General features: G+C 54.6%; 24 protein-coding genes. 12 read left to right on the top strand and 12 right to left on the bottom strand.

Annotated elements, in window-relative coordinates; all coding sequences use genetic code 11:
• Positions 1–215 precede the first annotated feature (215 nt).
• Positions 216–1166, top strand: a complete 951-nt coding sequence (locus tag ACR3EH_RS15585) for an HIT domain-containing protein (protein WP_253762251.1) — start codon at positions 216–218, stop codon at positions 1164–1166.
• Positions 1167–1175: 9 nt separating this feature from the next.
• Here the strand turns inward: ACR3EH_RS15585 and ACR3EH_RS15590 are convergent, their stop codons facing one another.
• The 8 genes from ACR3EH_RS15590 to ACR3EH_RS15625 form a co-directional block, all read right to left on the bottom strand.
• Entirely contained in the window at positions 1176–2234 is a 1059-nt protein-coding gene (locus ACR3EH_RS15590) for a GIY-YIG nuclease family protein (RefSeq protein WP_171676875.1), read from the bottom strand.
• Positions 2235–2254: 20 nt separating this feature from the next.
• The gene (locus tag ACR3EH_RS15595) at positions 2255–3097 is read right to left on the bottom strand and encodes a GIY-YIG nuclease family protein (RefSeq protein WP_171676873.1); all 843 of its coding nucleotides are present in this window, start codon (positions 3095–3097) and stop codon (positions 2255–2257) included.
• A 129-nt stretch (positions 3098–3226) separates the two neighbouring features.
• Positions 3227–3538, bottom strand: a complete 312-nt coding sequence (locus ACR3EH_RS15600) for a hypothetical protein (protein ID WP_171676871.1) — start codon at positions 3536–3538, stop codon at positions 3227–3229.
• A gap of 540 nt (positions 3539–4078) precedes the next feature.
• The gene (locus ACR3EH_RS15605; protein WP_171676869.1) at positions 4079–4495 is read right to left on the bottom strand and encodes a hypothetical protein; all 417 of its coding nucleotides are present in this window, start codon (positions 4493–4495) and stop codon (positions 4079–4081) included.
• 188 nt (positions 4496–4683) lie between these two features.
• Positions 4684–4899, bottom strand: a complete 216-nt coding sequence (locus tag ACR3EH_RS15610; RefSeq protein WP_171676867.1) for a helix-turn-helix transcriptional regulator — start codon at positions 4897–4899, stop codon at positions 4684–4686.
• Between the two features lie 116 nt (positions 4900–5015).
• Positions 5016–6140 carry a tyrosine-type recombinase/integrase gene (locus ACR3EH_RS15615; protein WP_171676865.1) on the bottom strand — a complete coding sequence of 375 codons (1125 nt, stop codon included), beginning with the start codon at positions 6138–6140 and terminating at the stop codon, positions 5016–5018.
• A 221-nt stretch (positions 6141–6361) separates the two neighbouring features.
• Positions 6362–6859: a hypothetical protein gene (locus tag ACR3EH_RS15620; RefSeq protein ID WP_171186706.1), complete on the bottom strand. Its 498-nt coding sequence runs from the start codon at positions 6857–6859 to the stop codon at positions 6362–6364.
• On the bottom strand, positions 6852–7604 hold the full coding sequence (locus tag ACR3EH_RS15625; protein ID WP_171676863.1) for a helix-turn-helix transcriptional regulator: 753 nt from the start codon (positions 7602–7604) through the stop codon (positions 6852–6854). The genes ACR3EH_RS15620 and ACR3EH_RS15625 overlap by 8 nt, the downstream gene beginning before the upstream one ends.
• A gap of 599 nt (positions 7605–8203) precedes the next feature.
• Here ACR3EH_RS15625 and ACR3EH_RS15630 point away from each other — a divergent pair.
• The 6 genes from ACR3EH_RS15630 (at position 8204) to ACR3EH_RS15655 (ending at position 16932) form a co-directional block, all read left to right on the top strand.
• Entirely contained in the window at positions 8204–10504 is a 2301-nt protein-coding gene (locus ACR3EH_RS15630) for a hypothetical protein (protein WP_171186703.1), read from the top strand.
• Positions 10505–10637: 133 nt separating this feature from the next.
• Entirely contained in the window at positions 10638–12593 is a 1956-nt protein-coding gene (locus tag ACR3EH_RS15635; RefSeq protein WP_171186701.1) for a type I secretion protein, read from the top strand.
• 135 nt (positions 12594–12728) lie between these two features.
• Positions 12729–14855 carry a type I secretion system permease/ATPase gene (locus tag ACR3EH_RS15640; protein WP_480634838.1) on the top strand — a complete coding sequence of 709 codons (2127 nt, stop codon included), beginning with the start codon at positions 12729–12731 and terminating at the stop codon, positions 14853–14855.
• Between the two features lie 2 nt (positions 14856–14857).
• Positions 14858–16210, top strand: coding sequence for an HlyD family type I secretion periplasmic adaptor subunit (locus ACR3EH_RS15645; RefSeq protein WP_171093958.1), 1353 nt, complete (start codon positions 14858–14860; stop codon positions 16208–16210).
• 66 nt (positions 16211–16276) lie between these two features.
• The gene (locus ACR3EH_RS15650; protein ID WP_171647494.1) at positions 16277–16654 is read left to right on the top strand and encodes a rhodanese-like domain-containing protein; all 378 of its coding nucleotides are present in this window, start codon (positions 16277–16279) and stop codon (positions 16652–16654) included.
• Positions 16655–16746: 92 nt separating this feature from the next.
• Positions 16747–16932 carry a hypothetical protein gene (locus ACR3EH_RS15655; RefSeq protein WP_171676859.1) on the top strand — a complete coding sequence of 62 codons (186 nt, stop codon included), beginning with the start codon at positions 16747–16749 and terminating at the stop codon, positions 16930–16932.
• Here the strand turns inward: ACR3EH_RS15655 and ACR3EH_RS15660 are convergent, their stop codons facing one another.
• The gene (locus ACR3EH_RS15660) at positions 16933–17691 is read right to left on the bottom strand and encodes an alpha/beta fold hydrolase (protein WP_171676857.1); all 759 of its coding nucleotides are present in this window, start codon (positions 17689–17691) and stop codon (positions 16933–16935) included.
• Positions 17692–17780: 89 nt separating this feature from the next.
• On the opposite strand from ACR3EH_RS15660, the gene ACR3EH_RS15665 reads away from it, so the two are divergent.
• The 4 genes from ACR3EH_RS15665 (at position 17781) to ACR3EH_RS15680 (ending at position 19897) form a co-directional block, all read left to right on the top strand.
• Positions 17781–18155: a hypothetical protein gene (locus ACR3EH_RS15665; protein ID WP_171093950.1), complete on the top strand. Its 375-nt coding sequence runs from the start codon at positions 17781–17783 to the stop codon at positions 18153–18155.
• A 57-nt stretch (positions 18156–18212) separates the two neighbouring features.
• Positions 18213–18803 (top strand): TetR/AcrR family transcriptional regulator, encoded by a 591-nt coding sequence (locus ACR3EH_RS15670; protein ID WP_171676855.1) that lies wholly within the window; start codon positions 18213–18215, stop codon positions 18801–18803.
• A gap of 94 nt (positions 18804–18897) precedes the next feature.
• Positions 18898–19575: a PspA/IM30 family protein gene (locus ACR3EH_RS15675; protein ID WP_171647488.1), complete on the top strand. Its 678-nt coding sequence runs from the start codon at positions 18898–18900 to the stop codon at positions 19573–19575.
• 37 nt (positions 19576–19612) lie between these two features.
• Positions 19613–19897, top strand: a complete 285-nt coding sequence (locus ACR3EH_RS15680; RefSeq protein WP_171093944.1) for a YiaA/YiaB family inner membrane protein — start codon at positions 19613–19615, stop codon at positions 19895–19897.
• Between the two features lie 89 nt (positions 19898–19986).
• On the opposite strand, the gene glyA is transcribed toward ACR3EH_RS15680, so the two are convergent.
• Entirely contained in the window at positions 19987–21282 is a 1296-nt protein-coding gene (glyA, locus tag ACR3EH_RS15685; RefSeq protein WP_171644509.1) for a serine hydroxymethyltransferase, read from the bottom strand.
• A gap of 167 nt (positions 21283–21449) precedes the next feature.
• Between glyA and ACR3EH_RS15690 the strand changes: the two genes are divergently transcribed.
• Positions 21450–22211, top strand: coding sequence for an NAD kinase (locus ACR3EH_RS15690; RefSeq protein ID WP_171091113.1), 762 nt, complete (start codon positions 21450–21452; stop codon positions 22209–22211).
• A 259-nt stretch (positions 22212–22470) separates the two neighbouring features.
• Here ACR3EH_RS15690 and ACR3EH_RS15695 read toward each other — a convergent pair whose 3' ends face one another.
• Together ACR3EH_RS15695 and prpE are read right to left on the bottom strand one after the other, a co-directional pair.
• The gene (locus tag ACR3EH_RS15695; RefSeq protein WP_171186229.1) at positions 22471–23907 is read right to left on the bottom strand and encodes an amidase family protein; all 1437 of its coding nucleotides are present in this window, start codon (positions 23905–23907) and stop codon (positions 22471–22473) included.
• Positions 23908–23994: 87 nt separating this feature from the next.
• Positions 23995–25884, bottom strand: a complete 1890-nt coding sequence (prpE, locus tag ACR3EH_RS15700) for a propionate-CoA ligase PrpE (RefSeq protein ID WP_171186227.1) — start codon at positions 25882–25884, stop codon at positions 23995–23997.
• Positions 25885–26078 lie beyond the last annotated feature (194 nt).

Genomic DNA, 26078 nt, shown 5'->3' on the forward strand with positions numbered 1-26078 from the left:
AGAGCCCCACGTTCAGACGTTGGGTTTTGTTGATTGGAACCTGGGGCAAATACTACCTTGTTACGCCATGTCGGTTCGCAAACAGCTCTGTCGCATAACGTTTGTCGCAAAAAATCTGTTAGCGTTGCCTGGTCCTTGCAGGTCTTTGCTGCGTCGTTAAAGTCTAAGCGATGAACGTTGGAAAGCTGAGTAGTTATATCACAAAGCGCATGCGGATGTCGCATGTCTATCAACCTGTAATGCTTCTTGAACTTTTAAGGAATGGCGGCGAGGCAAGTGTCGAACAGATCGCAAGAGCATTAGTTTCGCACGACCGCTCGCAAATCGAATACTACCAAATCCGTTCGAAGAACATGGTAGGAAAGGTGCTAACTAAAAACGGCATCGTTGAACCTGTGAAAACTAGCGGCCGGATCATAGGATATCGCTTGAAGGATGTACGCGAGATAAGTGCGGACGACCAAACAACACTGATTTCTGCATGTGAAGAAAAGATTGCCGATTACATTGAGCGGCGAGGAGACAATATTTGGCGGCATCGTTTTAACGCAAAAGGGTATGTGCCTGGCTCGATCCGGTATGAAGTTCTAAAACGTGCCAAGTACCGATGTGAGCTTTGCGGCGCGTCCGCCGAAGATGTTGCGTTGCATGTCGATCACATCATCCCTCGCAACAAAGGTGGTCAAGACGACCTAAGCAACTTTCAGGCGCTTTGCGTCACATGTAACACGAACAAACGTGATCAGGACGACACCGACTTTCGCGATGTTTCCAGAGCTTTTGCACACCGCCAAGAAGGGTGTATCTTTTGCGAGGTACAGGCTGGTCGAGTGATCTCTGAAAACGAGTTATGTTACGCAATCCGGGATGGATTTCCGGTTACGCCATTGCACACATTGGTTATCCCGAAGCGACACGTGTCTGACTACTTTGATCTTTTTCAACCAGAGCTAAATGCGATACGTCGAATGCTAGAAGAGCTACGGTCGGAAATCCAAAGTGAAGACCAGTCCGTTTCTGGGTTCAATGTTGGCGTAAACGCCGGAGAAGCCGCGGGACAAACGGTCTTTCATTGTCACGTACATCTAATTCCACGGAGACGGGGAGACGTGGCCAACCCTCGGGGAGGTGTGCGGGGTGTAGTTCCCGAAAGACAATCATATTGAACAAATTGTTCATACAGCCATCGACCTCACAGCGTTAATGATTTCAAGTTGGATATCTATTGCACTGACGCCTTCGAGCACTTCACCATTACTTTTTAGCCTACGTCCATTGAACCTATTCAGAACGGTTTGTTCGACTTCGAGCGCAGCTTCAGCTGTCGGCAATGGATGCTTGAAGGCCAGTTTCCAGCTTAGTCCCGAGATTTCCGGCAAGATTTTGTGATTATAGTCATCTAAGCGTTTTAGTGGGTCCGACGAAAACCCCACCTTTAGGACACTTTTGTTCGATAACTCTAGCACATAGACAAAATATACGTCTGCCTTTGTTGCAGCTGTAGTATACTCACCCGAATGAGGGGCGGGGCCTGGTCGGTAGTGCTTGTGCACATCGATTGTTCGGTCAGTCTTTGGTTCTGCAGCCTCGTGAAGTGACATGTCATTATTTGTCAACAAGGCAACCAGTCGATCTGATACCACTGCGCCCACGTTGCCTCGGGGTTTATAGCCGTCGATTGTGGGCATGCCCTTATCGGAAAAAAAAGCAGATAGGTTTTGCATTCGAAACTCGACAGAACCTTTGGAACGATCTTTGAGCGCTCCGTCTCTCAGGCTTCGGTTAAACTCTGATTTGCTATACTTGACGCCGTTTTGTTCACATCTCAACATCTCAAGGTAAGCCTGTAGGCAAGCACCTAGCTCGTCATCGGACCAGTATTCATCACTGATAGCGACGGATACTTCACCCAGCGCGTGTTCCAGCGTTGATAATGCGTCGTTAAGTTCTGTGACAGACGGCCAGCTGCTTATGCAGTTTGAGCCGCCAAATTTCTCTAGGAACTCGACGGCGTAATCTAACCGATCGTTCGTGGGTATCTCTTCACTTCGCGCTCTCAAACGTGACAACAAACCATTCGGGTTTTGCGCTTCAAAGAGGGCCACTACTTTACGACCGCCCTTTTCAGGTCGAACTTTGGCATATCTTGTCGCATCCAAGAAAACGTCAGGATCACGCCGCTGCTCAGAGGACTTTCCGTGGGTAAAATCGAAATTTGGTATAATATCAGACATTTGCCGCACACTCTTTTGTTCTAGTTCGCATTTAGTCCGTGAGCACGGCTGCCAAGTTTGGTTTTCCAAGCGCTTTCGCGGTTAATGATTTCAGAAGCAGACATGTCTGGAGAAGCAATTTCTAGGATAGAGATCGCGTAATTGGTTCTTTTTCTTACCAGTAGCAACTTGTTTCCCCCATGACCGTTGACGGCGTATGATGTCCACCTTCCCATGAAACCACCATCACCATATGCGGAACCAACATACTGTTCTCCAGTTTCGGGACAGACCAGGAGGTATACCCCGTTCACTGACGCCAAAGCGTTTTGCCAACTAGATGGAAGCGCTAGTAGCTCCTCGACAGTTGAGGTGAACTCTCCGAAACCAGGGAACGCTTCATCTTCAGCAGTCGCTCGCAGCTCGACTATGGGTTTTGGTCTTCGTTCGGCCCATTGGGACCAGCTTCTGGTGGCTGCGCCCCAATCAATAATAAGACGCCCGACCAAGTCCTCGACGACATCAATGCGCGCCAAGTCATACCGCCGATGGTCCAAATCCTGGCCATAGTCTTCCTCGAAAGGCGTCCAAAGGGATGGATTTCTGTCTGGGTTATCGCTTGCTGTCCAGCTATCGACGACATAGTGGGCGCCTACGAAAAGTGCGCCAGTCGATCCTTGAGGGACAAATTGAACGGCTATTTCCGCTCCATTGTAGGGGGATAAGCTATCATCTCTCTGATAACTAACAAAATGATCGAAATTGGCCGATCCACGACGCCAAGCAGCTAAGGCCCTATAATCGTGTCGGACATACCTGGTGCGCGACAGTACAAAGCCCCGTTTGCTCAATAGTTCATTGAGAGTGAAATCATAGGGTTTCATGTGTCCAATTTCCGTGATGCCATTTGTTGTTGCTTTTAGGTTTGGGAACCAGCGTCGACACCCTTTCTGCTGTCCAGAGGCTTGGATTTGTTTCGCAGCTGATTTTACACGCGTGAGTTTTTTCCATTGTCAATAAACGGGGTCAGCGGCATCAATATCTGACTTCATCGTGGAAATGGCTTTCACTACGGAATTTGAAGAAACCAAAGCCGCCAATCGATCAGAGGCGTCCAGCAACTCCGGTACTTTCACTTCCAGTCCATTTGATCTTGCGTCGTTCGCCACTTGGCGAATTGCATACAATCTCAGAAGCGCCATTGCTGTTTCAGCAACGTTGCAGTGGACGTCAAAGGGGTCTTCGCCAGCTCCTACCGCGTCATCTACGATCTTATAAACGGCGTGTGCAATCGGTTGTTTTATTGGGTAAAAATTCTCTCTCACCTTAAAGCCTCCTTACTAGGTATAACTAACTGCCTTGGCAGCGAGGAACTGCTTTGGCTTGCCTGGTTTGAATTTGGGAGGCCAAGCTTCCGAGACGAAGTTGTTTTCGGCCAAAGTCTTTCGCCATTTTGCCAAATGTCCTGCGTGTCGGCAGTTGATAGAAACGAACAAGAAATTGGCGTCTCAAAGCTATCGTTTGCCACCGTGACAAGAGATCCTATAGCGGTCCTGCCGACTTGTTTGTGTGGATGTTCGTTAACGAGGGGGTACACGGTTGGATCTAAGGGGTGAGCCCGCTGCCAAGTCTTAATCTATTGGCTTGTTGGCTCACCTCGCTTTCGGAGATACTGTAAGCAATGTATTGCGTACACTAGATTTGCGAGGCTGGTAAAAATTCTTCCCGTACAGGGGTTTTTGTCTGAAGCGGCAGTGGCGCCAGCCCCAAAAACTATTTCACTACCCTGTACCCCCTAAAAACGGGGTGTTTGGTGGATTTCAGGGGCCGGTGGTATGTGTTTATTTGTTTGGTGCGGGAATTATTTAAACATTTCCGTCAGGAAAGGCCTTGTAGTAGTTTCCGCACTTTGGACACCTCGGCTGTGAGCCTCTGTTTCTTAGAATTAAGCGGAAAAACTTGCCCAGATCGACTTCACAAGCGGGGCAATAAGGCAGCCCAGATGGCTTACCTTCAACCTTGTCATACTTAAAACCCTCTATGGTGATCAATGATCCTTTGAACTTTGCTTGCTCGGTCAGTTCTTTGATTTTCTGGTCACGCTCTTTCAGTTCCATGTACGCGTCACTGAGAGCCATCTTTACGTCAGCGAGGTTTCCGTAAAGGTCCGCCATTTGCGCCTTGAGCTCGTTCTTGTCATAGGCGTGGTTGGTGTCCCGAATTGCTTTGATTATCTCTAGGGACCCAGTAAGTGCGGATATGGTGGCTGCAATGTCTACCAAGTCAAATCTCCATTGATATATTAACTTGATACTTAAACAGTTTTAGCCTGTGAGCAATGCATAGAAGCGGTTTACGGCAGCCCCCATGGGCAGTTGAAAAACCCCTGTCCGGTACAACCCATCCCCGGACACCCCCTTTCACCCCCACAAACCCCTAAAAACGGGGTGTTTGGTAGTTGAACAGGTGGTTAGGTGGGGGCGGGGTAAAATTGTGTTAACCAAGAACCTTCAATTTGTGTTAGGTTGTCCAACCATTCTTGGATGTCTTGTTCCCGCCAACCAACCATGCGCACACTGAGTTTGACCCGCTTGGGAAAGTCACCTGACTTCATCAAACGGTAGATAGAAGCACGAGATAAACCCGTGCGTTCTATTACTTCGGTTATGCGTAAAATACGTCCCATGGACCGAATAAAATACAGATAAGTTTGAACTGGTCAAAGGGAAATAAGATACTGATTTGTGCTACGCAAGTGATTGAGTATAGGGCGAAAATTAGGGGGGGTATGATCAGGGATGATTAACCCTCCAACCAGTCCGCCCAATTCTGCATCATTTCAGTCCGTTGCCGGATATACTTTGCCCTGTCATAAGCCCGACCATGAACCACTCGTGGCATGTGAGATAATTGGTGTTCTACGAATTGATCCGCGTACTCCAATTCTTCGGTAATTAATGTCCGTCCGGTGGCGCGCACACCATGAAGGTTAATCTCTGTTGCAGGCAGTCCCAAAAACCGCAGGTAATTGACAGGCGCATTTTCACTGATTTGACCGTTGTGGGATGTACCGGGAAAGACCCAGCGCGGATGCCAGCCTTCGAGATCTTGGATATATAACTGTGCCTGTTTCGGTAGTGGGACTATCAACTCGGTTTCGGTCTTGGTGATGTAGTTGGACCATTGACCATCCCTAATGTGGTCCCATTCCATACGTCGTAATTCACTGGATCTTTGCAGGGTCCAGAACGCCATCAAACAGACACCCTTGATAGATTTGTTACCGTCACTTTCCTTGAGAATACGGTAAATCTCACGTACTCTTTCGGGGTCGGTTGGGGCAGGGTGATGTCTGGTTCTTGGAGCGGGTTTTAGAACACCTCGCAAATGAACGGTAGGATCTTGGTCACAGTAACCTTCTCCAATCCCGAACCGCATAACCTGACTGATAATGGATTTGCACCGTTTGACAGTTTCCCCGACACCACGACTTTCAATCCGTCTTAGGCAGTCCAGTACAAGACGAGTGTTGATGTCCTGAATAGGATAAGAACCAAGCACAGGGTAGATGTCCTTCTCTAGTCGGTGCCGGACCCTTTTGGTGACGGACAACACCCAACGTGAACTATTCATGTCGTGCCACCGATCTCCGATCTCCTGGAATGTGGCAACCGACCTTTGGGATGGGACACCACTTGCTAACTGTGCCTGTGCCTCTCGATGTAATTCCCTTGCTTGCGCCAGTGAAATGTCTGGATACTTGCCGAAGGTTTTTAACTGCTCTTTGCCATGTAAACGGTATTTCCACTTCCATGACATGCCACCTGCCGGGGTGACGATCAGGTGAAGTCCACCACCATCCCAGAGCTTCTGGATCTTCTTCGTCGGTTTGATGCTGCGCAATTTTGTCGCAGTTAGTCTGTTCATATTGACCCCCAATTTAACCCCCAGATGTGTGAGATGTTGTGAGACGTTTTGGGGCACTAATGGGGGTTAGATCACATCTAACTTACTCTAAATTAAGGTGATGTGATACACTATGGGACGATAAAAAACTGTGGTAAGGTACCCACCGCCCGCACCGCTCTAATCCTATGCAACCATCCGTTTTATTGCAGGTGCATTTGAACCGGTTACTCTGGCTGGACCTAAACTGGATACCCGAGATCTTGAATCAACTTCCAAATGTCCTTGTTTGCCACGGACAGCTGATCAACGACCCGTTCAATTTCACGTAAGGCATCGTCGTCCACTGTATCTTCGCGTCCAAGTTTGATGTCGGTTTTACGATCCGCGATCCGCATCAGAATGGTCTTTGGATTGCCGCTTTCGGGGTCGAAGGAATAGATACAGTGATTGTATTTGTTGCGGATGCCTGACAGTTTGGTCAGCCGCTGTGTATGTGCAAGGATCGGGTCGCGGATTTGAGGCGACCGCCCATCCATCTTGGCCAGCCGTTCGACCAGATCAATTCGGGCGCGGGTGGTGTTCAGAGTCAGAAAGATTATGACCGAGACGTCTTTGGATGCCCCCGTCAGACCTGCTATCAGGTGGATCAACAGGCTTTCCGTATTGGTCCACATGTAGTTCAACCTGCCAACCAATAAAATCAGGCGGTCGAACCGGGTTTCGAATGTGTCAGTCAAGGGCAGACTGTTGCGCCGCGTGAGGCGCGACCTCAAAATAGAAATGCGCCGCAGCGGTTCGGTTGCTGACGCCAATTTTGCCCACCACATTGTGCATGTGCAGTTTGACTGTATGTTCCGTGATCCCCAACGTGGCTGCAATAAGCTTGTTGCTTTTGCCTTGCGAAACAAGTTGCAGCACCTGTTTTTCACGACGGGTCAGTTTCGAATAGCGTGCATGTCTGTCGACACCATTTGGAGCAGCCGGCGGCGCTTGGATAGCAGCCGGGGCGGGGCTTTGAGATGGGGTGTGAACGCAGTCAGCCAGAAAACTTGGTAAATACAACTCTTCATGCATCAGCAACCTTAAGATCGCGCGCCATGCATCAGGTGCAACATTCATTGGCAGAAAGCCGATCTCACCCAATTGCGCTCGGTCCCACCCCTGAAACAAGCGGCGGGCCAAGTCTTCTTTGCGATAAGCAAACGCCAAACAACCAGCCCCGATTGAGCTGGTATAGGCATTGGGGCGAGACAGGAGATCTTCAAGCATCATTTGGTCGACAACAATAATCTTGTTATCGGTCGGCGTGTGCGCACGCATCGCATCAAGGGTCTCGAAGCGTTCTGCATGCACGCCAAATTCGGTCTGCACGCTTCTGAGTGTTTGATTGGAATAGAACAGTTCTTTCCCAACAAAGATTATCGATAAATCTTCTGAACAACTATCCAGACTGGCAGTTTCATTCTGAAAAGACTTACTCATTATTGCCCCCTACAAAACAGGCGTAACCGGAAATTGGTGCTTAATTAAATTAGAACCAGGGTAAAAAACGTTAACTAATCAAGGAATTATACTCTTTTTATTATACCTCAAGTCTTGAATCTCTACAACCTGACGATGCGCGACCGATCGTTAAGATATAGAACTATTGATTAGGTTTTAATGCCTTCTTTTGTGTAAGTAGCGGAAACAATTGTGTTTATTTTTTGACTATATCCAAGTCTAGAACTTCGACTATGAGCCAGCGCTGTCTTGGGCGCTTTGCTAAAATAACGTTAATAGTCAAATACTTGAGGAAAGTTATACTTTCAATCAGCTAGGCGCGAGCTGATGTCGCTGCGAACATGGCCAAGCTTCAATTTCAGAAGCGACTATCCCTGACGTGATCGCCCTCAGCGTATTTCAGCATTAATTTGGAGGGTCACGTTTTCGGCTTAGCCGGGAAAGGAGGTGGCCTCGAATAAGTAAATGTACACCGCATTCAGCGCTTGTTTCGCTGCGTGTGGCTTTTTGTTTCAACCGCGCCTGATACCGCTTTGTAGATGAATGGCGGTCTGGCGTTCCAGAAATGGGATTTTGTTATGAGACGTAATGTAAATAATACCAACGTGACGACCGTCGATGAAATTAACGTCGAAAATCTGGATGCTCCGGTCAATGTTGAAATTCCTGTAGAAGAAGCCTTTGTCGAGGCTGATCTGACAGCGCAACAGCAGCAGCAAGACCAGAATGTCGACAACTCGAACGATCAGGGTCAGGGCCAAGACCAAGGCCAAGGACAGGATCAGGGTCAAGACCAAGGCCAGGATCAGGGTCAAGACCAAGGTCAAGGTCAGGATCAAGGTCAGGGACAAGACCAGTCGCAGACACTGGATGCCGGTGACGACAGCAACGACAACTCGAACAACAACGCCATTAATATCGACTTTGGTGGTGGTGAGTGGATACCGCGCGACGATGATCAGGTTGATTTGGATCTTGGGGATTCCGCGACGGTTGGCGACGTGATCACCGCAGGTCGTGATCTGACCTATGATCCCGGCGATGACATGAACCTGGACATCTCAATGGATGGTGCCGGTACGGCGATGTCATCAGTCAACAATCAGGTTGCCAGCCTGAGTGATGACGACACGCTGGAATCAGCGAGCGTTGCCAACAATTCAGGCTTCTACCAGAACGGCGATGCAAATGGTGGGACAGCCACGGCTGCTGAAGGTATTCGCGCGAATGCAGATGGCGGAACCTCGGGTGACGGCGGAACCACAGTAGGTGGTTCGGCAAACTCATCAACGCTTGGCAGCCACGCGTGGGCGGCAGGTGGTGACACCGGCAGCGCCGATGCGGACTCGGCAGGCGGAGACGGTGGGTCTTCGGGTGACGCGTCCAACGCAAGTATGGGCATGGGCACTTCCGATGCCAGCTCGACCGGCGACAGCTCGGGTGGCAACGGGGGCGATGCAGATGGTTCGGCCTCTTCGGACAACGATGGCACCACAAGCGTGGACGGTGATGGAACCGGCGGCGCCGGTGGCAGCGCGGATTCGTTCGGCTTGGGTCTTGGTCTGGGTCTGTCCGGTGCAAGCTCGTCGGGTAACGCCGACGGCGGAGACAGCGATTCCGACTCGACCGGAACCGGTACCGGTACTGCAGACAACGCAACGGATGCGTCCGGATCGGACGGCGGTGACGGTAATGCTGCGACCGAAGGTTCAGCTTCGAACAGCAGCGATAGCGACACCGAAGCCAATGACGCCTCTGCAGGCGACAACACAGCGGATGGCACTGCAGACAGCGGTGCGGACAGTTCGGCTGATGGTGACGGCGGTGACGGAACTGGCGGCGACGGCACGGGCGGTGACGGAACCGGCGGCGACGGAACCGGTGGTGACGGAACCGGCGGTGACGGCGAAGGTGGTTTTGCTGCGTTGCTTGAAGCTGCAATCATGGAGCTGCAGGAAGAGCTTGGCATGATTGATGCCGAACCCGGTGAAGGTGGTGACGGAACCGGCGGCGACGGAACTGGCGGAGATGGTGACGGCGGTGACGGAACGGCTGGCGACGGCTCGGGCGGCGATGGTTCCGGCGGAACCGCAGACGCAACGTCTGACGCCCAGGGCGTTGGTGACCAGTCGGCAAGTGGCCCTGATATCGACCAAAGCCCAGGCGATGTGAACGGTTCAGCCAGCAACTCGCAAGCCACAGATGGCAGCGGCGGTGATGGCGGTTCGAATACAGCCGACGGCGCGGCAGATGCGATGGGCTCTGGCACATCTGCAGCTGACGGTGACGGCGGCGCAGGTGGCAGCACCACTCCGACGTCTACATCCAGCGGCAACGGTGCCGGATCTGCCGATGCAGCCAATACCGCAGGCGGCGGCGGTGCAGCGGATGTCTTCGGAGACGCGGACACAAACGGTGCAGCGGACAGCCTGGCCGAAGCGATTGCCGGTTACGGCGGTGCGGGTAGTTCCGACAACGACTCGACCTCGACCGGTTCCGGTGATGCGACGGGTTCGGCTGACTCGGGTAACGGTGGTGCCGGTGGCGCGTCTGCTGCAAACGGCGGAACCAGCGGAGCCTCGATGGGCAGCGCAACCTCGGGTGACACCATGGGTGGCACCATCACGGGCGGCAGCGCAGCCGGAGCCTATTCGGGTGACGGTGGCGCAGGTGGCACGGGCGGCAACTGGGGCGCAAACAATGGTGGCGATGGCATCGTGACCGGCGAATCCTACGCCTCGGCTGCGGCGGTTGTCGATACTTCGGCCTTCAACCAATCGATCGTCATGGGTGCCAACGTGCTTGGTAACTCGGTCGATACGACCATGGTTGGCGGCTCGATGACGTCCTCGTACGCAAGCGACGACACCGACACCTAAGTCAAACAAGCGGGGCCCGCATTTTCGGGCCTCGTCTCATTCTACAAAACTGCCGGGGCCGTAAAACGCGGCCCCGGCCCAACAGAACCCAGACCGGAAATTTGTGCTGGCAGGGGTGAAAAGGAAAACCGACATGGCCCTAGACAGTATTTCTGAAACGATAGCGCATTTTGTTGGAACTTTTGAGCTTACGATCGAACAGTCCCGGTTGCGGGATCAATACGAAGAATTCACTGCTCTGAGGCGCAAAGCCGAAATCGAAGGGCTGGAAGATCCGGCCTCGATCCACATCAAGGCAGACCTTGATATTCCTGCGGGCGAGTACAAAGCTTTGCCCTATACTTTCCAACCCTCTGACCCCGAATTGCCGCTGCCGAACGCGCCTACCGTGCCGGTGTCCGAAGCGATGATTGTTATCGATGGTTCCGCAGAACCTGTGCGGTATGTGCCGGAAAATGAAATAAGCGATTCAGGCCCGTCTTCGTTTGTCCAACTGATCATTCTGCCGCCTGAAACAGTGCCTTTGGGTTCGGCTGTGACCGTTACGGTACAAAGCGTCTACATGCGCGATAACGATGTCGTCGGCGACGGCGACTTCCGGGATCCTGAGGTTCTGATGGCCCAGGGCGAGCAGATGATGGACATGGCTCTGTCGCTTCACGCCATTGCTGCGCCATCATTTTCACTCACGGACTACCAATCGACAGAAATGCTCGAGGCGCTGGCCGAACAGATGGCAAACCCGGTGATCGCGGACATTGAAGGCGTGATTGTGCACCAGTTCCATGGCGACGATGCGTTGGGTGTGATCGTAAACGGCGAATACGTCACGGAGGCTCCGGAATGGAAGGATCTGCTTCCCGAATATCATCAGCCTGATGACACTGAAAACACGGCTGAGCTGCCGTATCCCGATGAATGGGATCAGTCAAAGGACCCGGAATTTGATGACGGGCACCTGGTTGTGACCGGTGGCAACGTTGCGATCAACGCCATGTCGGCCACTGTGGCTTGGGTGGATGCCCCGATCATAGCTGTAGGAGGGCAGGCGGTCAGCCTGACGGCCATTAGTCAGGTCGCTGTTGTTTCCGACTGGGATCAAGGTGCTCCGGGAACGGGAAGTGGTACGAATATCGTGCAGACTTCGCAAATCGAGGTCGAGTCCAAAACAGCACCTTGGCTTGGTGCAACATCAGGCGCTGCGGCAGCGGCGCCGATTGTTATCGTAGACCATGTTCAGGGTGATCTGGTCGTCGCGAATTTCATCAAGCAGGATATCGATGCCACAGATATCGACCAAATCGAGACCGAAATTTCGGCTTCGTCGACCGTGTATGCGATGGGCGACAACGAGATGTACAACGTCTCGGACCTTATTCAGTTGGGCAATTACTATGATGTGATCATCATCGACGGAAACATGGTTTCTGTGGACGTTGTGAACCAGACGCTCGTTTTGGTGGATGACGATGTGATCAGCGGCGGCATGGACCCGTCAATGGATGAAGGCGAAGCCGGGGGCGACGAAAACCTGGTCATGAACGAAGCCACTGTCAAAACGGTTGGGGACGATACCTATCAGGACATGTCCCAGGAGATGTCCGACACTATGGCGCTGGCCGATGACGACATTGCCGCGCTTGAAGACGCTTTGTTGAATGATCCCAATTTCGCCGGGATGGAGCAGATCCGTGTTCTCAAGATCGACGGAGATCTGGTGCAGGTGAACGTCGTTGAACAGACCACCGTGATGCAGGATCAGGATGACATTGAGCTATCCGGCCCCGAAGCGCCGCAGACCGAAGTGGTCGCTGGCAGCAACGCCCTGTTGAACAGCGCAAGTGTGACCAAGATGGGTGTGGATTCGACAATCATGGCCGCAAACGGAGCATATTCGGATCTGCTTTTGCATCAGGCCAGTCTGCTGGATATGCCCACGAATGAAGACATAACGGCAATGACCAATGAAGCCATCGCCGCCATAATGAGCGATATGAGTGTCGCGCAGCCGGATGCTGCGTTGGCCTTGACCACTCCGGCAACAGATACCACGACCAACGACGACGGCCTGCAATCCGTGCTGGCCTGATTTTCCTGTTTTTTTACCGAGTGACCAAAAGGTTAGTAGATGTCGATCGTATTCACGTCGCGCCGCCCTTACTTATCCAGCCCCCTGGACAGACAGGGCGGAGGAAGGCCGCAAAGCCAAAGTCTGGGTGCAAGGGTGAAACCCGCGCCCGAAAGGCCCAAAATCGCACCGCGTCTGCATCTGACAGAGCAGATGCGCGTACCAAACCCAGATGAAAAACAGTCAGAGAAACCTGAGAAACTGAAACACGCCGAGGACCAACACCACTCACAGGAACAACGGCGCGCTGATCCTCCCCATCGGCGCGTGCAGCCGCAGCCCGCACAAGACAAAGACCCAACGGGTGGCGGCAATGGGGTGGCCGATGCTGACGGCCCCGATCAGGTAACCGCCGAGGAAACGACTGCGCGTAAGACCCCCTCTGCGCGCGCAGCCGGCGAAAACCGCATGGGCACCACGATCGAGGCCAAGGCGAACCAGCCACTGCCGCAAAATCAGACCGGCGGCGGTGATGGCAAGGGGCCACCCCAAACTTTTCACAAGCGCACCCCGCCCGAGGATTTTCAGCGTACCTTGCAGGTGTCGATCCGCGCGATCTGGCGCAACCTTGCTTTTGTGCTGGTTCTGACTTGCGCCACCAACATCCTGATCCTGGCGATCCCGATTTACCTGTTTCAGATCAGTGATCGCGTTCTGACCAGCCGGTCATTGGACACATTGATCATGCTGACCGCAATCGTTGCAGGCGCGGTGATCTTTCAATCGGCCTTTGACGCGGTGCGCCGGTTCATGCTGATGCGCACCGGGGTTGAAGTGGCAGCCCGCTTGGGCGCACCTGTGCTCAGCGCGGCGGCCCATGCGTCTCTGCATGGCAACGGGCGCGAATACCAGACATTAGGCGATTTGCAGCAACTGCGTGGTTTTCTGGTGTCGGGTACTCTGATCTCATTCTTGGATGTCCCTTTCGCGCCTTTGTTTATCCTGATGATTTTCCTGGTGCATCCGCAGTTGGGCATGATCGTCGTCGTGACCGCGCTACTGTTGATGACGATTGCCTTGATCAACCAGAAAATGACAGCCAAACCCTTTGCCGAGGCCAACAAGGCGCAGTCGCTGGCGAACCAGCATCTGGATTCGATGTCGCGCAACAGTCAGATCATCAACGCGCTGGCCATGATCCCCGAAGCCGTGCGGATCTGGGGCAGGGACACCGCTCAGTCTTTGACTTGGCAGGTGCGCGCACAGGACCGCAATGTGATCTTCGCCGCGGTTTCGCGCGCTGTCAGGCTGCTGACCCAAATCGGTATTCTGGGCTGGGGCGCCTATCTGGCCTTGCAAGGAGAGATCACCGGCGGAATGGTGATTGCCGCCTCGATCATTGCAGGTCGTGCCTTTGCGCCCATCGAAGGTTCGATTGAAGGCTGGAACAGCTATTTGCTGACACGTGGGGCCTACAGCCGGATCAAAGCGCTGCTGTCGACCTCGGCCTTGCAATACGAAAAACTGCGCCTGCCGCGCCCCGAGGGCCGTTTGGATGTTGAACGCCTGCTGTATGTGCCCGGTGGGACCAAACGGGTGGTTTTGAACGGGATCACATTCTCGCTGACACCCGGTGAAACGTTGGCCATTATCGGCAACTCCGGTGCGGGGAAGACGACGCTGGGGAAAACACTGGTGGGGTCTATCCTGCCGACTTCGGGCAGTGTGCGGCTGGACCTGATGGATATTCGCAACTGGGATCCACGCCAGTTTGGGGAAAGCATCGGCTACCTGCCGCAGGATGTCCAACTGTTCCCCGGCACGATCAAGGACAACATTGGTCGGATGCGGGCCGATGCGACCGACGAACAGATCCACGATGCTGCCGTTTTGGCCGATGTTCACAACATGATCGCGACCCTGCCGCAAGGGTATGAGACGGTGGTCGCCGCAGATGGCGCGCCTTTGTCCGGTGGGCAAAAGCAACGCATAGCGCTGGCGCGGGCGTTCTTCGGCAACCCGAGATTGGTTGTGCTGGATGAGCCAAACTCGAACCTCGATGTGGCTGGTGACAAAGCGCTGGCCCGGGCGATTGAACAGGCGCGCGAAAGCAAGATCACCGTGGTCGTTATCACGCAGAAACCGACGTTGTTGAACGTGGTCGACAAGATCATGCTGCTGACCGATGGGCGCGTGGCCCTGTTCGGGCAGCGCGATCAGGTTCTGCAACAGATCAACGCGCCGCGCAAACAAACTGGAATTGAAGGCCAGCAGGGGGGCTGACCATGAATGACCTCGTACCTGTGAAGAATTCTGCCGATGAACCTCAGCTTTGGTATGCCGAGGTTCCGCGCTCGATCAACCGGCTGATTGCCATCGGGCTGATCATGCTTCTGGTGTGCTTTGGCGGTTTTGGGGTCTGGTCCTTCAGCGCCCCTTTGGCGGCAGCGGTGATTGCACAGGGCAGCTTTGTGGCCACCGGTCGCAACAAGATCGTTCAGCATCTTGAAGGCGGCATCATTGAAGATATCAAGGTGGTCGAAGGTCAGTCGGTTCAGGCCGGGCAAGTGCTGATGACGTTGGACCAAACCTCGGCACAAGCTAATGAGCGCGAGTTGTTCATCCGCAAACTGCGCCTGCAAGCCATGACCCAACGGCTGCTGGCCGAATACGGTGAACGCGACCGACTTGTCTTTTCCCCTGATCTTGTCGAGGCATCCGATGATGTCGAGGTCATGGCTATTCTCGACGGGCAAAAGCTCAGTTTTGACGTGTCGCGCAAGACGTTGCTGAATGATGTCGCATTGCTTGAGCGGAACATGGAAGCGTTGAAAATCCGGTCCAGCGGCTTTGAGGCTCAGTTGGACAGCATGATGCGGCGCGCCGAGATTTTGCAGGAAGAATACGAGGCCAAGAGCCAACTTTACGAAAAGGGGTTGGTCCGCAAGGGTGAGCTCAACACGATCCGTCGCGTTCAGGCCGAGGCCGAAGGACAACAGGCGCGCTTGCAGGCCGAAGCCGCCGAGATCAACCAGATGCTGTTGAAATACGAAGAGCAGATCATGCGCACCCGATCTGCCTATCGTGAAGCTGCGCTGGATGAGTTGGGCGTGATCGAAGCCGATCTGGAAAGCGTGCGTGAAAAATCTCGTCAGGCCCGCAGCGTTCTGGACCGAGCGGTTGTCCGGGCCCCAGTTACCGGTACAGTCGTGCGGCTGCACTACCACACGCCGGGCGGTGTTATTGAAACTGGCGAACCCATTGCCGAGATCCTGCCTGCCGATGCCCCCCTGATCATCGAAGCGCAGATTCCTCGTACGGAAATCGACAGCGTGATTACAGGGCAGACGGCCTCGGTGCGTCTGATCGCGTTGAACCAACGCACGACCCCGGTTTTGTATGGAGAGGTTTTCTATATTTCTGCTGACGCTTTGCCTGAACAGACCACAGGCAGCCCTCAAGAAGTGTATCTGGCACGTATTTCCCTTACTCCGGATGAACTGCAACGTGTCAGCGGCTTTATCCCAACGCCCGGGATGCCCGCAGAAATCATGATCCAGACTGAAGAGAGGACCTTTGCCGCCTATATCGCGAAACCAGTGTCAGACAGCATGTCTCGTGCGTTTCGTGAGCATTGAGGTCACGGCTACACCTTCCAATTTTTGCATGTTACCCTTTGCCGGAACAGGTGAAGGAGTACACACATGCCGGTAACGGTCAAAGACATGATGGCGGCCGCCAATGCGGTGGTTGCGCGGATTGATACAGCGCAGGCGAAGACCATTCTAGAGCAGGGCGGGCTGCTTCTGGACATTCGGGATGCGGCGGAATTACAAGCCACCGGCCGTGCCGCCGGGGCACATCATATCCCGCGCGGAATGCTGGAGTTCCGGGCAGATGACACGCTGCAATCCCATGACCCGGAATTGCGCAAAGACCGTCCCATCATTTTACATTGCGCTTCGGGTGGGCGTGCAGCGTTGGCTGGCAAGCTGCTGAAAGACATGGGATATCAGCAGGTCTACAACCTTGGCGGTTTGGTGGATTGGGTGAACGGGGGCGGCGAACTTGTCAGCGCCTGACATATGGGCGTTTCGCATCTGACCCAAATCAAAGCAAAACACATTAGAATCGTGTGATGTTTAGCCGGAAGTCACCAAAAGGAAATCCGGCCATGTTTCGCCTTGCCGCTATGCTGTATTCACTGATCGCAACTGCCCTGTCGGGCTCGGCTGCGATCGCCGTTTTGTCTGCCGGTATGGTTTCGGTCAGCGCGATTGTTGGTGCCGCAGCAGCAGGGGCCGTGCTTGCTGCGCCCGCGTCTTGGATGGTCGCCAAGCGGCTGTATCAGGGCGCATGATCAAGCGTTCAGAAACGTTCTGACGGCCGCTTCAAATTCGCGCGGTTTCTCGGCGTGCAGCCAATGACCGGCTCCGGGAATTTTGGCAAACCGTGCGTTGGGAAACAGCGCGCGGATTTTGTCACGATGCTCTGGCAGAACATATTCTGATGCACCACCTGACAAAAACAGAGCGGACCCGTTCCATGAGGCATCCAAGTTGGGAAAGCCCATGATGTTGGGCATTTGGTCCGCCAATACATCCAGATTCAGCAGCCAGCGTTTGCCATTGATGTCCAGGGATTGCGTAAAGAAACTCTGCAGTGCTTTTTCAACACCCAGTTCAGCCAGTTGCTGCTCTGCGTCTGACCGGCGTTCGATGCGTGAAAAATCCACTGCCCGCATGGCCTCGATGAACTGGATCTGACTATGCGTGTATTTCACTGGCGCAATGTCTGCGACCACCAGCTTGTTCACCAATGACCCGTGTTGCAGCGCCAACGTCATCGCAGCCTTGCCGCCCATCGAATGCCCCAGCACATCGGCCTTGCCGCCGTACTGTTCGATGACTTCGGCGATATCCTGCGCCAGATGCGGATAGTCATGCTGCGGGTCCAACATGCTGCGCGCGTGATTGCGCATATCCACCGCCACGACCTGCCGTTCGTCCGAAAGCCGTTTGGCAATCACACCCCAGTTGCGGGCGGATCCATACAGGCCATGTGCAATGATAAGCGGCGGAAGGGCAGTCGGTTCGCCATGTATTATTGTATTCAACATGTCCCGAGTGATACCCGCACGCGCTGCGGACGACTAGCCCCATTGTAGGTCTTTGAGCCAAAGGCTAGATTGCCGCGTTAGGAGGTCCCATGTCGCAGGACACAGACATTCAAACCCGGATTGCCGAGACCGTAGCCTTGCTGCGCGCCAAGCTTGGCGTGCGGGACAAAACGCTTGAGGCGTCGATCCGAAAAGCCAAGCGACGCCTGCCGCGACGTGTCTACAAGCAAGCCATGGTGTTGGCACGGTCCGAGGCGATGGCTGCGCATCCCAAGCTGAGGCAGGTACTGGACACACCCAAGCTGATCCGCGCGTCAGATGTCGTGCAAGGACATCTCAGCGCGATCAATCTGGCCGACCGCAGATGGGGCTGGTTTTTGGGAATGCTGGGTGGGTTGGCCTTTAACTTGCTGGCACTGACGACACTGCTGCTGGTTTTTCTGTGGTGGCGTGGCTTGATCTGACCTTGGGTTCCGGACTATGCGCAAGGATCTGAACGTGGTTCAATCTCTGAGGGCGCAATGGCAACCAAAGCACAAATCCGGCGAGAGCAGTTGCGCGAAAAACTGGTTAAGGCGGCCGAGATACGCATCGATCAAAACAGTCTAAGCGACCTTCGTGCACGCGATTTGGCCAAAGATGCTGGATGCGCATTGGGTGCCATATACAACGTGTTTGAAGATCTGAACGCGATTGTCATGGCTGTAAACGGGCGTACGTTCAAACGTCTTGGGCAAGCTGTCGGAACGTCTTTTGACGGCAGTGAGCCACCGGTGCAACGCCTGATTGTCATGAGCACGGCTTACCTGCATTTCGCCGACGATAACGCCAACCTGTGGCGGGCTTTGTTTGATCTGCAGATGCCGAATGATGGCTCGGTACCCGATTGGTATCGCAGCGCGTTGAAAGACCTGTTTTCCTTTATTGCCGAACCTGTCAGCGAGTTGTTCCCCGAATTGGATCGGAGCGAGATGGATTTGATGACACGGGCGCTGTTCTCATCGGTGCACGGAATCGTCACCCTTGGTTTAGAGAACCGTATCTCGCGCGTGCCGCCTGAACAGATTGAACGCATGATCGCGCAGGTTCTTTCACGAATTGGAAACAAATAGTGTTCTTGAACACCGTTCATAAAAATACTTGAACGCTGTTCATGAAATTGCTATTTCCGAGTTATGAACGATGTTCATGAATTTGGAGGATCACATGTTCAATACATTGAAGACCCTGATGAATGGTGCAAATGCCCGGGCCGAAGACAGGCTGCGCGATAGTTTTTCAATTGAGCTGATTGACCAGAAAATCCGGGAGGCCGACCAAAACCTTAAGGCCGCCAAGTTGACGCTTGCCAGCCTGATCCAGAAGCAACGCGGTGAAACCCGCCAAATCGAAACCTTGCAGGCCCGCATCCAGGACTTGATGGATAGGACCCGTCAGGCGCTGGCAGATGATCAGCAGGACCTTGTTCAAAGCGCGGCGCAGGCGGTTGCGGATTTGGAAAACGAATTGGCGTTGCGCCAGCAAACCGTCGACCGGCTTGAGGCGCGTATCTTGCAACTGCGCCACTCGGTGCAGACGGCCAACCGCCGCATTCTGGATCTCAAACAAGGCGCGATCTCGGCGCGAGCGGTGAAACGAGAGCAGGGGCTGCAAAAGCGGCTGAACCGTCACTTGGGTGGCACCAGCCCGGCGGAAGAAGCAGAAGAGCTGATCGCCCGAGTGATGTCTCAGGATGACCCGTTCGAACAATCCGAAATCCTGCGCGAGATCGATGCGGGCTTGGATCACAGCACCGTGGCCCAACGGATGGAAGAGGCCGGGTATGGCCCCAAAACCCGCTCTAGCGCAGCGGAAGTTCTGAGCCGCCTTAAGGCTCAATCCTGAAACTGACGAACCCGTATTTTGACTAAGGAGACTTCAAATGACCAATCGTGGTGAAAACAACTTGATCCTGATGCTGAACGGTGCTGGCGTGGCTGTGGCTTACCTGTTGCTGGGCATCTCTTTGTACTTGTCTACCGACGTGCCGCTGGCGACCAAGGGTTACTGGGGTATGGGCATTGTTTTGCTGACACTCAGCCTGATCAATGTTGTGAAATACCGCTTTGACAGCCGCTCGGCTGAGGATCGCATCAACAGGATCGAAGAGGCGCGAAACGAGAAGCTGCTTGAAGATGCTTTGAAAGAGGCCGAGGGCGAGGTCTGATCCCACCCGTTCCGGCCGTTGCGTTTGGCCCGAGCCTTAGTAAGAAAAACGGCGCCTCAGAGGCGCCGTTATCATTTGTGTTTTATAGATTACAAGTTCGGATAGATTGGGAAGCGGGCGCAGAGGTCTGCGACCTCGGCTTTGACCTTGGCTTCGACAGCGCCGTTGCCGTCTTCGCCGTTGGCCGCCAGGCCGTCGACCACTTCGATGATCCAATCGGCGATCTGGCGGAACTCGACCTCGCCAAAGCCGCGGGTGGTGCCTGCGGGCGAACCCAGACGAATGCCCGAGGTAACGGTCGGCTTTTCGGGGTCAAACGGTACGCCGTTCTTGTTGCAGGTGATATGCGCCCGCCCCAGAGCCTTCTCGGTTGCATTGCCCTTCACGCCTTTAGGGCGCAGGTCGACCAGCACCACATGGGTGTCGGTGCCGTGGGTCACCGTGTCCAGACCGCCCTTGATCAGCTGGTCCGACAGCGCTTGTGCGTTGGTAATGACCTGCTGGATATAGGTTTTGAACTCGGGCCGCAGGGCTTCGCCAAAGGCCACGGCCTTACCGGCGATCACATGCATCAGCGGGCCACCCTGAATGCCGGGGAAGATCGCCGAATTCACTTTCTTAGCGATATCTTCATCATTGGTCAGGATCATACCCCCACGCGGTCCACGCAAGGTCTTGTGGGTCGTCGTGGTCGCCACATGCGCATGCGGGAAGGGGCTGGGGTGCTCACCCGCCGCAACCAGACCGGCGAAATGCGCCATGTCTACGTGCAGATAGGCACCCACCATGTCGGCGATCTGGCGCATGCGGGCAAAGTCGATCTGGCGCGGGATAGCCGAGCCGCCGGCGATGATCAGCTTGGGCTGGTGCTCTTTCGCCAGCGCCTCGACCTGATCATAGTCCAGCATGTTGTCTTCTTTGCGGACGCCGTATTGCACCGCGTTGAACCACTTGCCCGACTGGTTCGGGCGCGCGCCGTGGGTCAGGTGACCACCGGCATCCAGGCTCATGCCCAGAATGGTGTCACCGGGCTGGATCAGCGCCTGGAACACACCCTGGTTGGCCTGAGAGCCCGAGTTCGGCTGCACGTTCGCAAAGCCGCAGCCAAACAGTTCCTTGGCCCGGTCGATGGCCAGGTTCTCGGCAATATCGACAAACTGGCAACCGCCATAGTAGCGCCGACCGGGATAACCTTCGGCGTATTTGTTGGTCATCACCGAGCCCTGCGCTTCCATCACGGCGGCAGAGACGATGTTCTCGGATGCGATCAGCTCGATCTCGTCGCGCTGACGGCCCAGCTCGGACGTGATCGAGCCAAAAAGCTCAGGGTCACGATCCGACAGGGACTGGGTGAAAAATCCGGTGTCACGAAGGTTGGCGTTCATGGGCGCTCCACATGGCTGGGTAAAAACTTGCGGATTTCCTATCGGAAACGCTGCATCTTCAAAAGCTGTAAAGCGACGATTTGGTCCGCTGGGGCGTCAAGACTGGCCTATTGGGGAAAGGTATGTTTGTTTCGGAACCAAATGTGTAGCACCGGAAACCGGAAAACATGAAAAAGAGAATCGCCTTTCTTGCCAGTGATGTCAAAGTGGCGCAGACGGCCCGGGATATTCTGGTTGCCAAACACGGAAACGCGGCACCGCGGGATGCTGATGTTGTTGTCGCTTTGGGCGGGGACGGCTTCATGTTGCGCACCCTGCACAACATGCAGCATCTTGATACACCGGTTTACGGCATGAACCGGGGCACGATCGGATTCCTGATGAACGAATATCACGAAGACGACCTTATGGCACGTCTCGAGGATGCCGAGGAAGAAGTAATCAACCCGCTTTTGATGCGGGCAATGGATCAATCCGGCACGCTGCACGAGGCGCTTGCCATTAACGAAGTGTCGCTGTTGCGGGCAGGGCCACAGGCGGCAAGGCTGAAGATCAGCGTCGATGGCCGCGTACGGATGCCGGAACTGGTCTGCGATGGGGCTCTGTTGTCAACACCAGCCGGATCGACAGCCTATAATTATTCCGCGCACGGACCGATCCTGCCCATCGGATCGGATGTTTTGGCGTTGACGGCGATTGCCGCTTTTCGCCCCCGCCGTTGGCGCGGTGCGCTGTTGCCCAAGATCGCAAAGGTTCGGTTCGATGTTCTGGATGCAGATAAACGCCCGGTTATGGCGGATGCCGATTCCATCTCATTCCCGGAAATTGATTGGGTTGAAATCAGGTCTGAACCGGCCATCGCCCACCGTATTCTGTTTGACCCCGGCCACGGCCTTGAAGAACGCCTAATTTCTGAACAATTCACATGAATTTGAGCCGCCGCGCATTTTTTTCTGGCTTATGTGAACCAGTTCACAGGGAATTTATCGCGAATTGGCTAGGGTGAATTCACCCGGAGAACACGCCAAGGTGGGAGTGAGTGGCCACCTGGACGGCGTTTTCGAATGATTGTGCAAATTTTGCGCTGGCGAGAGTGGGTGGTGCTACGCTCGTCATCAGATTTCCGGGCTTATTTAAGCAGTCGGACCCTGGGCACAATGACCCAGGGTCTATTTTTTTTGCATTCGCCTACGTCGTGTCCATTTGTTCCCAAAGCGCGGTGCACATTTGACCCACGCGGGCTTCGATTGCTGCGGCGGCATCTACCGCCAGATCTTCGCGCCAACGATTGGCGGCAATCTGAACGTTGATTGGCTGAGGTCCCTTGGGCAAATCTGCCAGCCGCGCGGGCACGCAGGCTGCTGGTAGCCCCAAAAAGTTCATCGCATATGAATATACAGCACAACCCAGAACCTCATGAACACCTTCAGCCCCTTCAGTATCGCGGTCGGGCTTGAAAAAGGGCTGCGGCAGGAACGGCGACAGAACCAGCGGATAGTCTTGCAAGAACAGCGACCATTCACGCGCATAGTGGCTGCGTTTGGCCAACATTTTTACCAGATCGGTTTCAACGATGGGCGGAAATTCCTGAAAGTAGACGTCGAAAATCTCTCGAATGGTTTGCGATCCCGCTGCTTCGATATCCGATTTCATCAAGGTCAGAACTTCGCCCATCAAGGTCCGATAGCCGATCCTGCCACATTCAAACACGTCTGGTGGATCAACCTCATCCACGGCATAGCCAGCATCGACCAGAGCGTCCCGTGCCGTATCAAGCGCCTTTTCGACCTCGGGATGCAGGGCATATCCAAAGGTATTTTTCGTGAACGCCACCTTGATGGGGCCGTCGGGGGCTTCACCGCGCCAAGGCATTGGCACATGGAAAGGGTCACGCGCGTCGGCCGCGATCACGCTGGGCATCGACAGGTGCAAATCCGCAGCTGAGCGTGTGATCAGGCCCTGAACGGACATCGACTGGGCCAACAGACCTCGTTCAACTTTTTGACTGGGGTTCCAGGCCGGGACACGCCCCAGCCCAGGTTTCACGGTGACTGCTCCGTTGGCTGCTGCGGGAAAGCGCAGACTGCCGCCGATATCATTGCCATGAGCCAACGCTCCGACACCTGCCATCACTGCAGCGCCCGCCCCACCCGAAGACCCGCCGGGTGAGATATGCCGCCCCCAAGGGTTATGCGTGCGCCCATATAGCGGGTTGTCTGTGTCGGCCCGAAACGAAAACTCTGGCGTATTGGTCCGCCCGATGACAACGGCCCCGGCTTTTAGCAAATTGCTGACGACCGGCGCGTCATCCGGGGCGATCACATCTTTCAATGCCACAACGCCATTGGTGGTGGCGTGCCCTTTTTGGTCGACATTCACTTTGATCGTAACCGGTACACCATGCAGGGGCCCGGTCGGTTGACCGTTTGCACGGGCGCGATCCAGAGATTGCGCGCGTTCCAAGGCTTCGGTGCGTAGATCTTCTACAACAGCGTTCAGGTCTTGGTTGACCGCATCCATCCGGTCAATCGAAGCTTGAACAGCCTCAGTCGCACTCAGGTCACCGCGACGTGTCAGGTTGGTCATATCTGTAGCGCTGAGACGCCAAATGTCAGAGTGTGTCATGGGCCCTCACTGTTTACAGCGAGAGTAGGGAGCCTGATCCAGGATGCAAGTGCAGACGCTAAAAGGGCGGCCTGAGCCGCCCCCAGGTTACTTGGCGTAACCGATTGTTTGTAAGGCGTCCTTGATTTCATCAAGGATGACCGGATCGTCGATCGTGGCGGGCATTTTATAGTCCTGGTTGTCAGCAATAGAGACCATGGTGCCGCGCAGGATCTTACCCGAGCGTGTCTTGGGCAGCCTGTCTACAACAACGGCCAGCTTGAACGCTGCAACAGGGCCGATCTTTTCGCGCACCATCTTGACCACTTCCTGAACCACATCGCCGTGATCCCGGTCTGCGCCCGCGTTCAGGCACAGGAACCCGACCGGCATCTGACCCTTCAACTGATCCGTTACGCCGATCACCGCACATTCGGCCACGTCGGGGTGGGCGGCCAGCACCTCTTCCATCCCGCCGGTCGACAGGCGGTGGCCTGCCACGTTGATGACGTCATCCGTACGCGCCATGATATAAAGGTATCCGTCCTCATCGATCATGCCCGCATCACCGGTTTCGTAGTATCCGGGGAAGTGCTCCAGATAGGACTTCTTGAACCGTGCCTCTGCGTTCCAAAGGGTGGGCAACGTGCCCGGAGGAAGCGGTAGTTTGACCGCGATAGCCCCTAATTCTCCGGCTTTCATTGGGTGGCCGCCTTCGTCCAGAATTTGCACGTCATAGCCCGGCATTGGTTTGGCGGGTGATCCCAGCTTGACCGGCAGTTCTTCGATACCCAACGGATTGCCAGCGATGGCCCAACCCGTTTCAGTTTGCCACCAGTGGTCGATCACCGGAACCTTCAGTGCGTCTTGCGCCCAGATGATGGTGTCGGGATCAGCGCGTTCACCGGCAAGGTAAAGAGCGCGCAGATGGGACAGATCGTACTTGGCGATCATCTCCCCTTTTGGGTCTTCTCGTTTTACGGCGCGGATCGCTGTCGGGGCTGTGAAAAAGCTTTTGACCTTATGCTCTGAGATCACGCGCCAGAAGGTGCCAGCGTCGGGGGTGCCAACCGGTTTACCTTCGAACACAATGGTTGTGTTGCCATGGATGAGCGGTGCGTAGCAGATGTATGAATGGCCCACGACCCAGCCCACATCGGATGCGGCCCAGAACACGTCGCCCGGATCGACGTTATAGATGTTCTTCATTGACCAGTTCAGCGCCACCAGATGTCCGGCAGTGGGGCGCACGACACCCTTGGGCGCGCCCGTAGTGCCAGAGGTGTAAAGGATATAGGCCGGATCATTGCCATCTACCGGCACACACTCGGCCGGTTCAACACCATATTGGAAGCCGTGCCAGTTGAAATCGCGCCCTTCGACCAGCTGGGCAACCTCTTGTTCACGCTGGAAAATAACGCAGAATTCAGGTTTGTGTTCGGCCAGGTCGATCGCGCCGTCGAGCAATGGCTTGTAGTGCACGACACGACCCGGTTCCATCCCGCAAGATGCGGCGATGATCGCCTTAGGTTTGGCGTCATCAATCCGAACGGCCAATTCGTTGCTGGCAAACCCGCCGAACACGACGGAATGCACTGCACCCAAACGGGCGCAGGCCAGCATCGCCTCAAGCGCTTCGGGGATCATCGGCATATAGATGATGACGCGATCGCCTTTCTCGACGCCTTTGGCTCGCAGTGCACCGGCAAGGTTGGCCACGCGGTTGCGCAGTTCAACATATGAAATCTCGCGCTTGGTGTGAGTGATGGGGCTGTCATAGATGATGGCAGTTTGTTCGCCACGACCGTTTTCCACGTGGCGGTCCACAGCGTTCCAGCATGTGTTGACCCGCGCATCACTGAACCATTCATACAGTGGCGCATTTTCGTCGAACAACGCTTTGCTGGGCTCTTTCACCCAGTCAATCCCCTTGGCAGCGTCCATCCAGAACGCTTCGGGGTCAGTTTTCCAGCTGTCATAAACGTCCTGATACGCCATCTCGTCCTCCTCACAACGACTTGGACATTGTGTTAGGACCCAGAAAACTTTCGGGCAAGCGTATCAAATGACGACGCGTCAGTTTATCGCAAAATATTTGCAGGAACCCGCTGAGGGGGCTGCAAAGTTTTGCAAACCCCTTTTTCAATATCGGGAATTCGATATTTTTCAGCCCATTTTGCAAAACTGCAAAC

The sequence above is a fragment of the Ruegeria sp. BG7 genome (assembly GCF_056535685.1).

Excerpts from the sequence above, each read along its gene's own strand:
- ACR3EH_RS15585 (WP_253762251.1), top strand. The coding sequence starts at position 216 with ATGTCGCATGTCTATCAACCTGTAATGCTTCTTGAACTTTTAAGGAAT.
- ACR3EH_RS15590 (WP_171676875.1), bottom strand. The coding sequence starts at position 2,234 with ATGTCTGATATTATACCAAATTTCGATTTTACCCACGGAAAGTCCTCT.
- ACR3EH_RS15595 (WP_171676873.1), bottom strand. The coding sequence starts at position 3,097 with ATGAAACCCTATGATTTCACTCTCAATGAACTATTGAGCAAACGGGGC.
- ACR3EH_RS15610 (WP_171676867.1), bottom strand. The coding sequence starts at position 4,899 with ATGGGACGTATTTTACGCATAACCGAAGTAATAGAACGCACGGGTTTA.
- ACR3EH_RS15615 (WP_171676865.1), bottom strand. The coding sequence starts at position 6,140 with ATGAACAGACTAACTGCGACAAAATTGCGCAGCATCAAACCGACGAAG.
- ACR3EH_RS15625 (WP_171676863.1), bottom strand. The coding sequence starts at position 7,604 with ATGAGTAAGTCTTTTCAGAATGAAACTGCCAGTCTGGATAGTTGTTCA.
- ACR3EH_RS15630 (WP_171186703.1), top strand. The coding sequence starts at position 8,204 with ATGAGACGTAATGTAAATAATACCAACGTGACGACCGTCGATGAAATT.
- ACR3EH_RS15635 (WP_171186701.1), top strand. The coding sequence starts at position 10,638 with ATGGCCCTAGACAGTATTTCTGAAACGATAGCGCATTTTGTTGGAACT.
- ACR3EH_RS15645 (WP_171093958.1), top strand. The coding sequence starts at position 14,858 with ATGAATGACCTCGTACCTGTGAAGAATTCTGCCGATGAACCTCAGCTT.
- ACR3EH_RS15650 (WP_171647494.1), top strand. The coding sequence starts at position 16,277 with ATGCCGGTAACGGTCAAAGACATGATGGCGGCCGCCAATGCGGTGGTT.
- ACR3EH_RS15655 (WP_171676859.1), top strand. The coding sequence starts at position 16,747 with ATGTTTCGCCTTGCCGCTATGCTGTATTCACTGATCGCAACTGCCCTG.
- ACR3EH_RS15660 (WP_171676857.1), bottom strand. The coding sequence starts at position 17,691 with ATGTTGAATACAATAATACATGGCGAACCGACTGCCCTTCCGCCGCTT.
- ACR3EH_RS15665 (WP_171093950.1), top strand. The coding sequence starts at position 17,781 with ATGTCGCAGGACACAGACATTCAAACCCGGATTGCCGAGACCGTAGCC.
- ACR3EH_RS15670 (WP_171676855.1), top strand. The coding sequence starts at position 18,213 with ATGGCAACCAAAGCACAAATCCGGCGAGAGCAGTTGCGCGAAAAACTG.
- ACR3EH_RS15675 (WP_171647488.1), top strand. The coding sequence starts at position 18,898 with ATGTTCAATACATTGAAGACCCTGATGAATGGTGCAAATGCCCGGGCC.
- ACR3EH_RS15680 (WP_171093944.1), top strand. The coding sequence starts at position 19,613 with ATGACCAATCGTGGTGAAAACAACTTGATCCTGATGCTGAACGGTGCT.
- glyA (WP_171644509.1), bottom strand. The coding sequence starts at position 21,282 with ATGAACGCCAACCTTCGTGACACCGGATTTTTCACCCAGTCCCTGTCG.
- ACR3EH_RS15690 (WP_171091113.1), top strand. The coding sequence starts at position 21,450 with ATGAAAAAGAGAATCGCCTTTCTTGCCAGTGATGTCAAAGTGGCGCAG.
- ACR3EH_RS15695 (WP_171186229.1), bottom strand. The coding sequence starts at position 23,907 with ATGACACACTCTGACATTTGGCGTCTCAGCGCTACAGATATGACCAAC.
- prpE (WP_171186227.1), bottom strand. The coding sequence starts at position 25,884 with ATGGCGTATCAGGACGTTTATGACAGCTGGAAAACTGACCCCGAAGCG.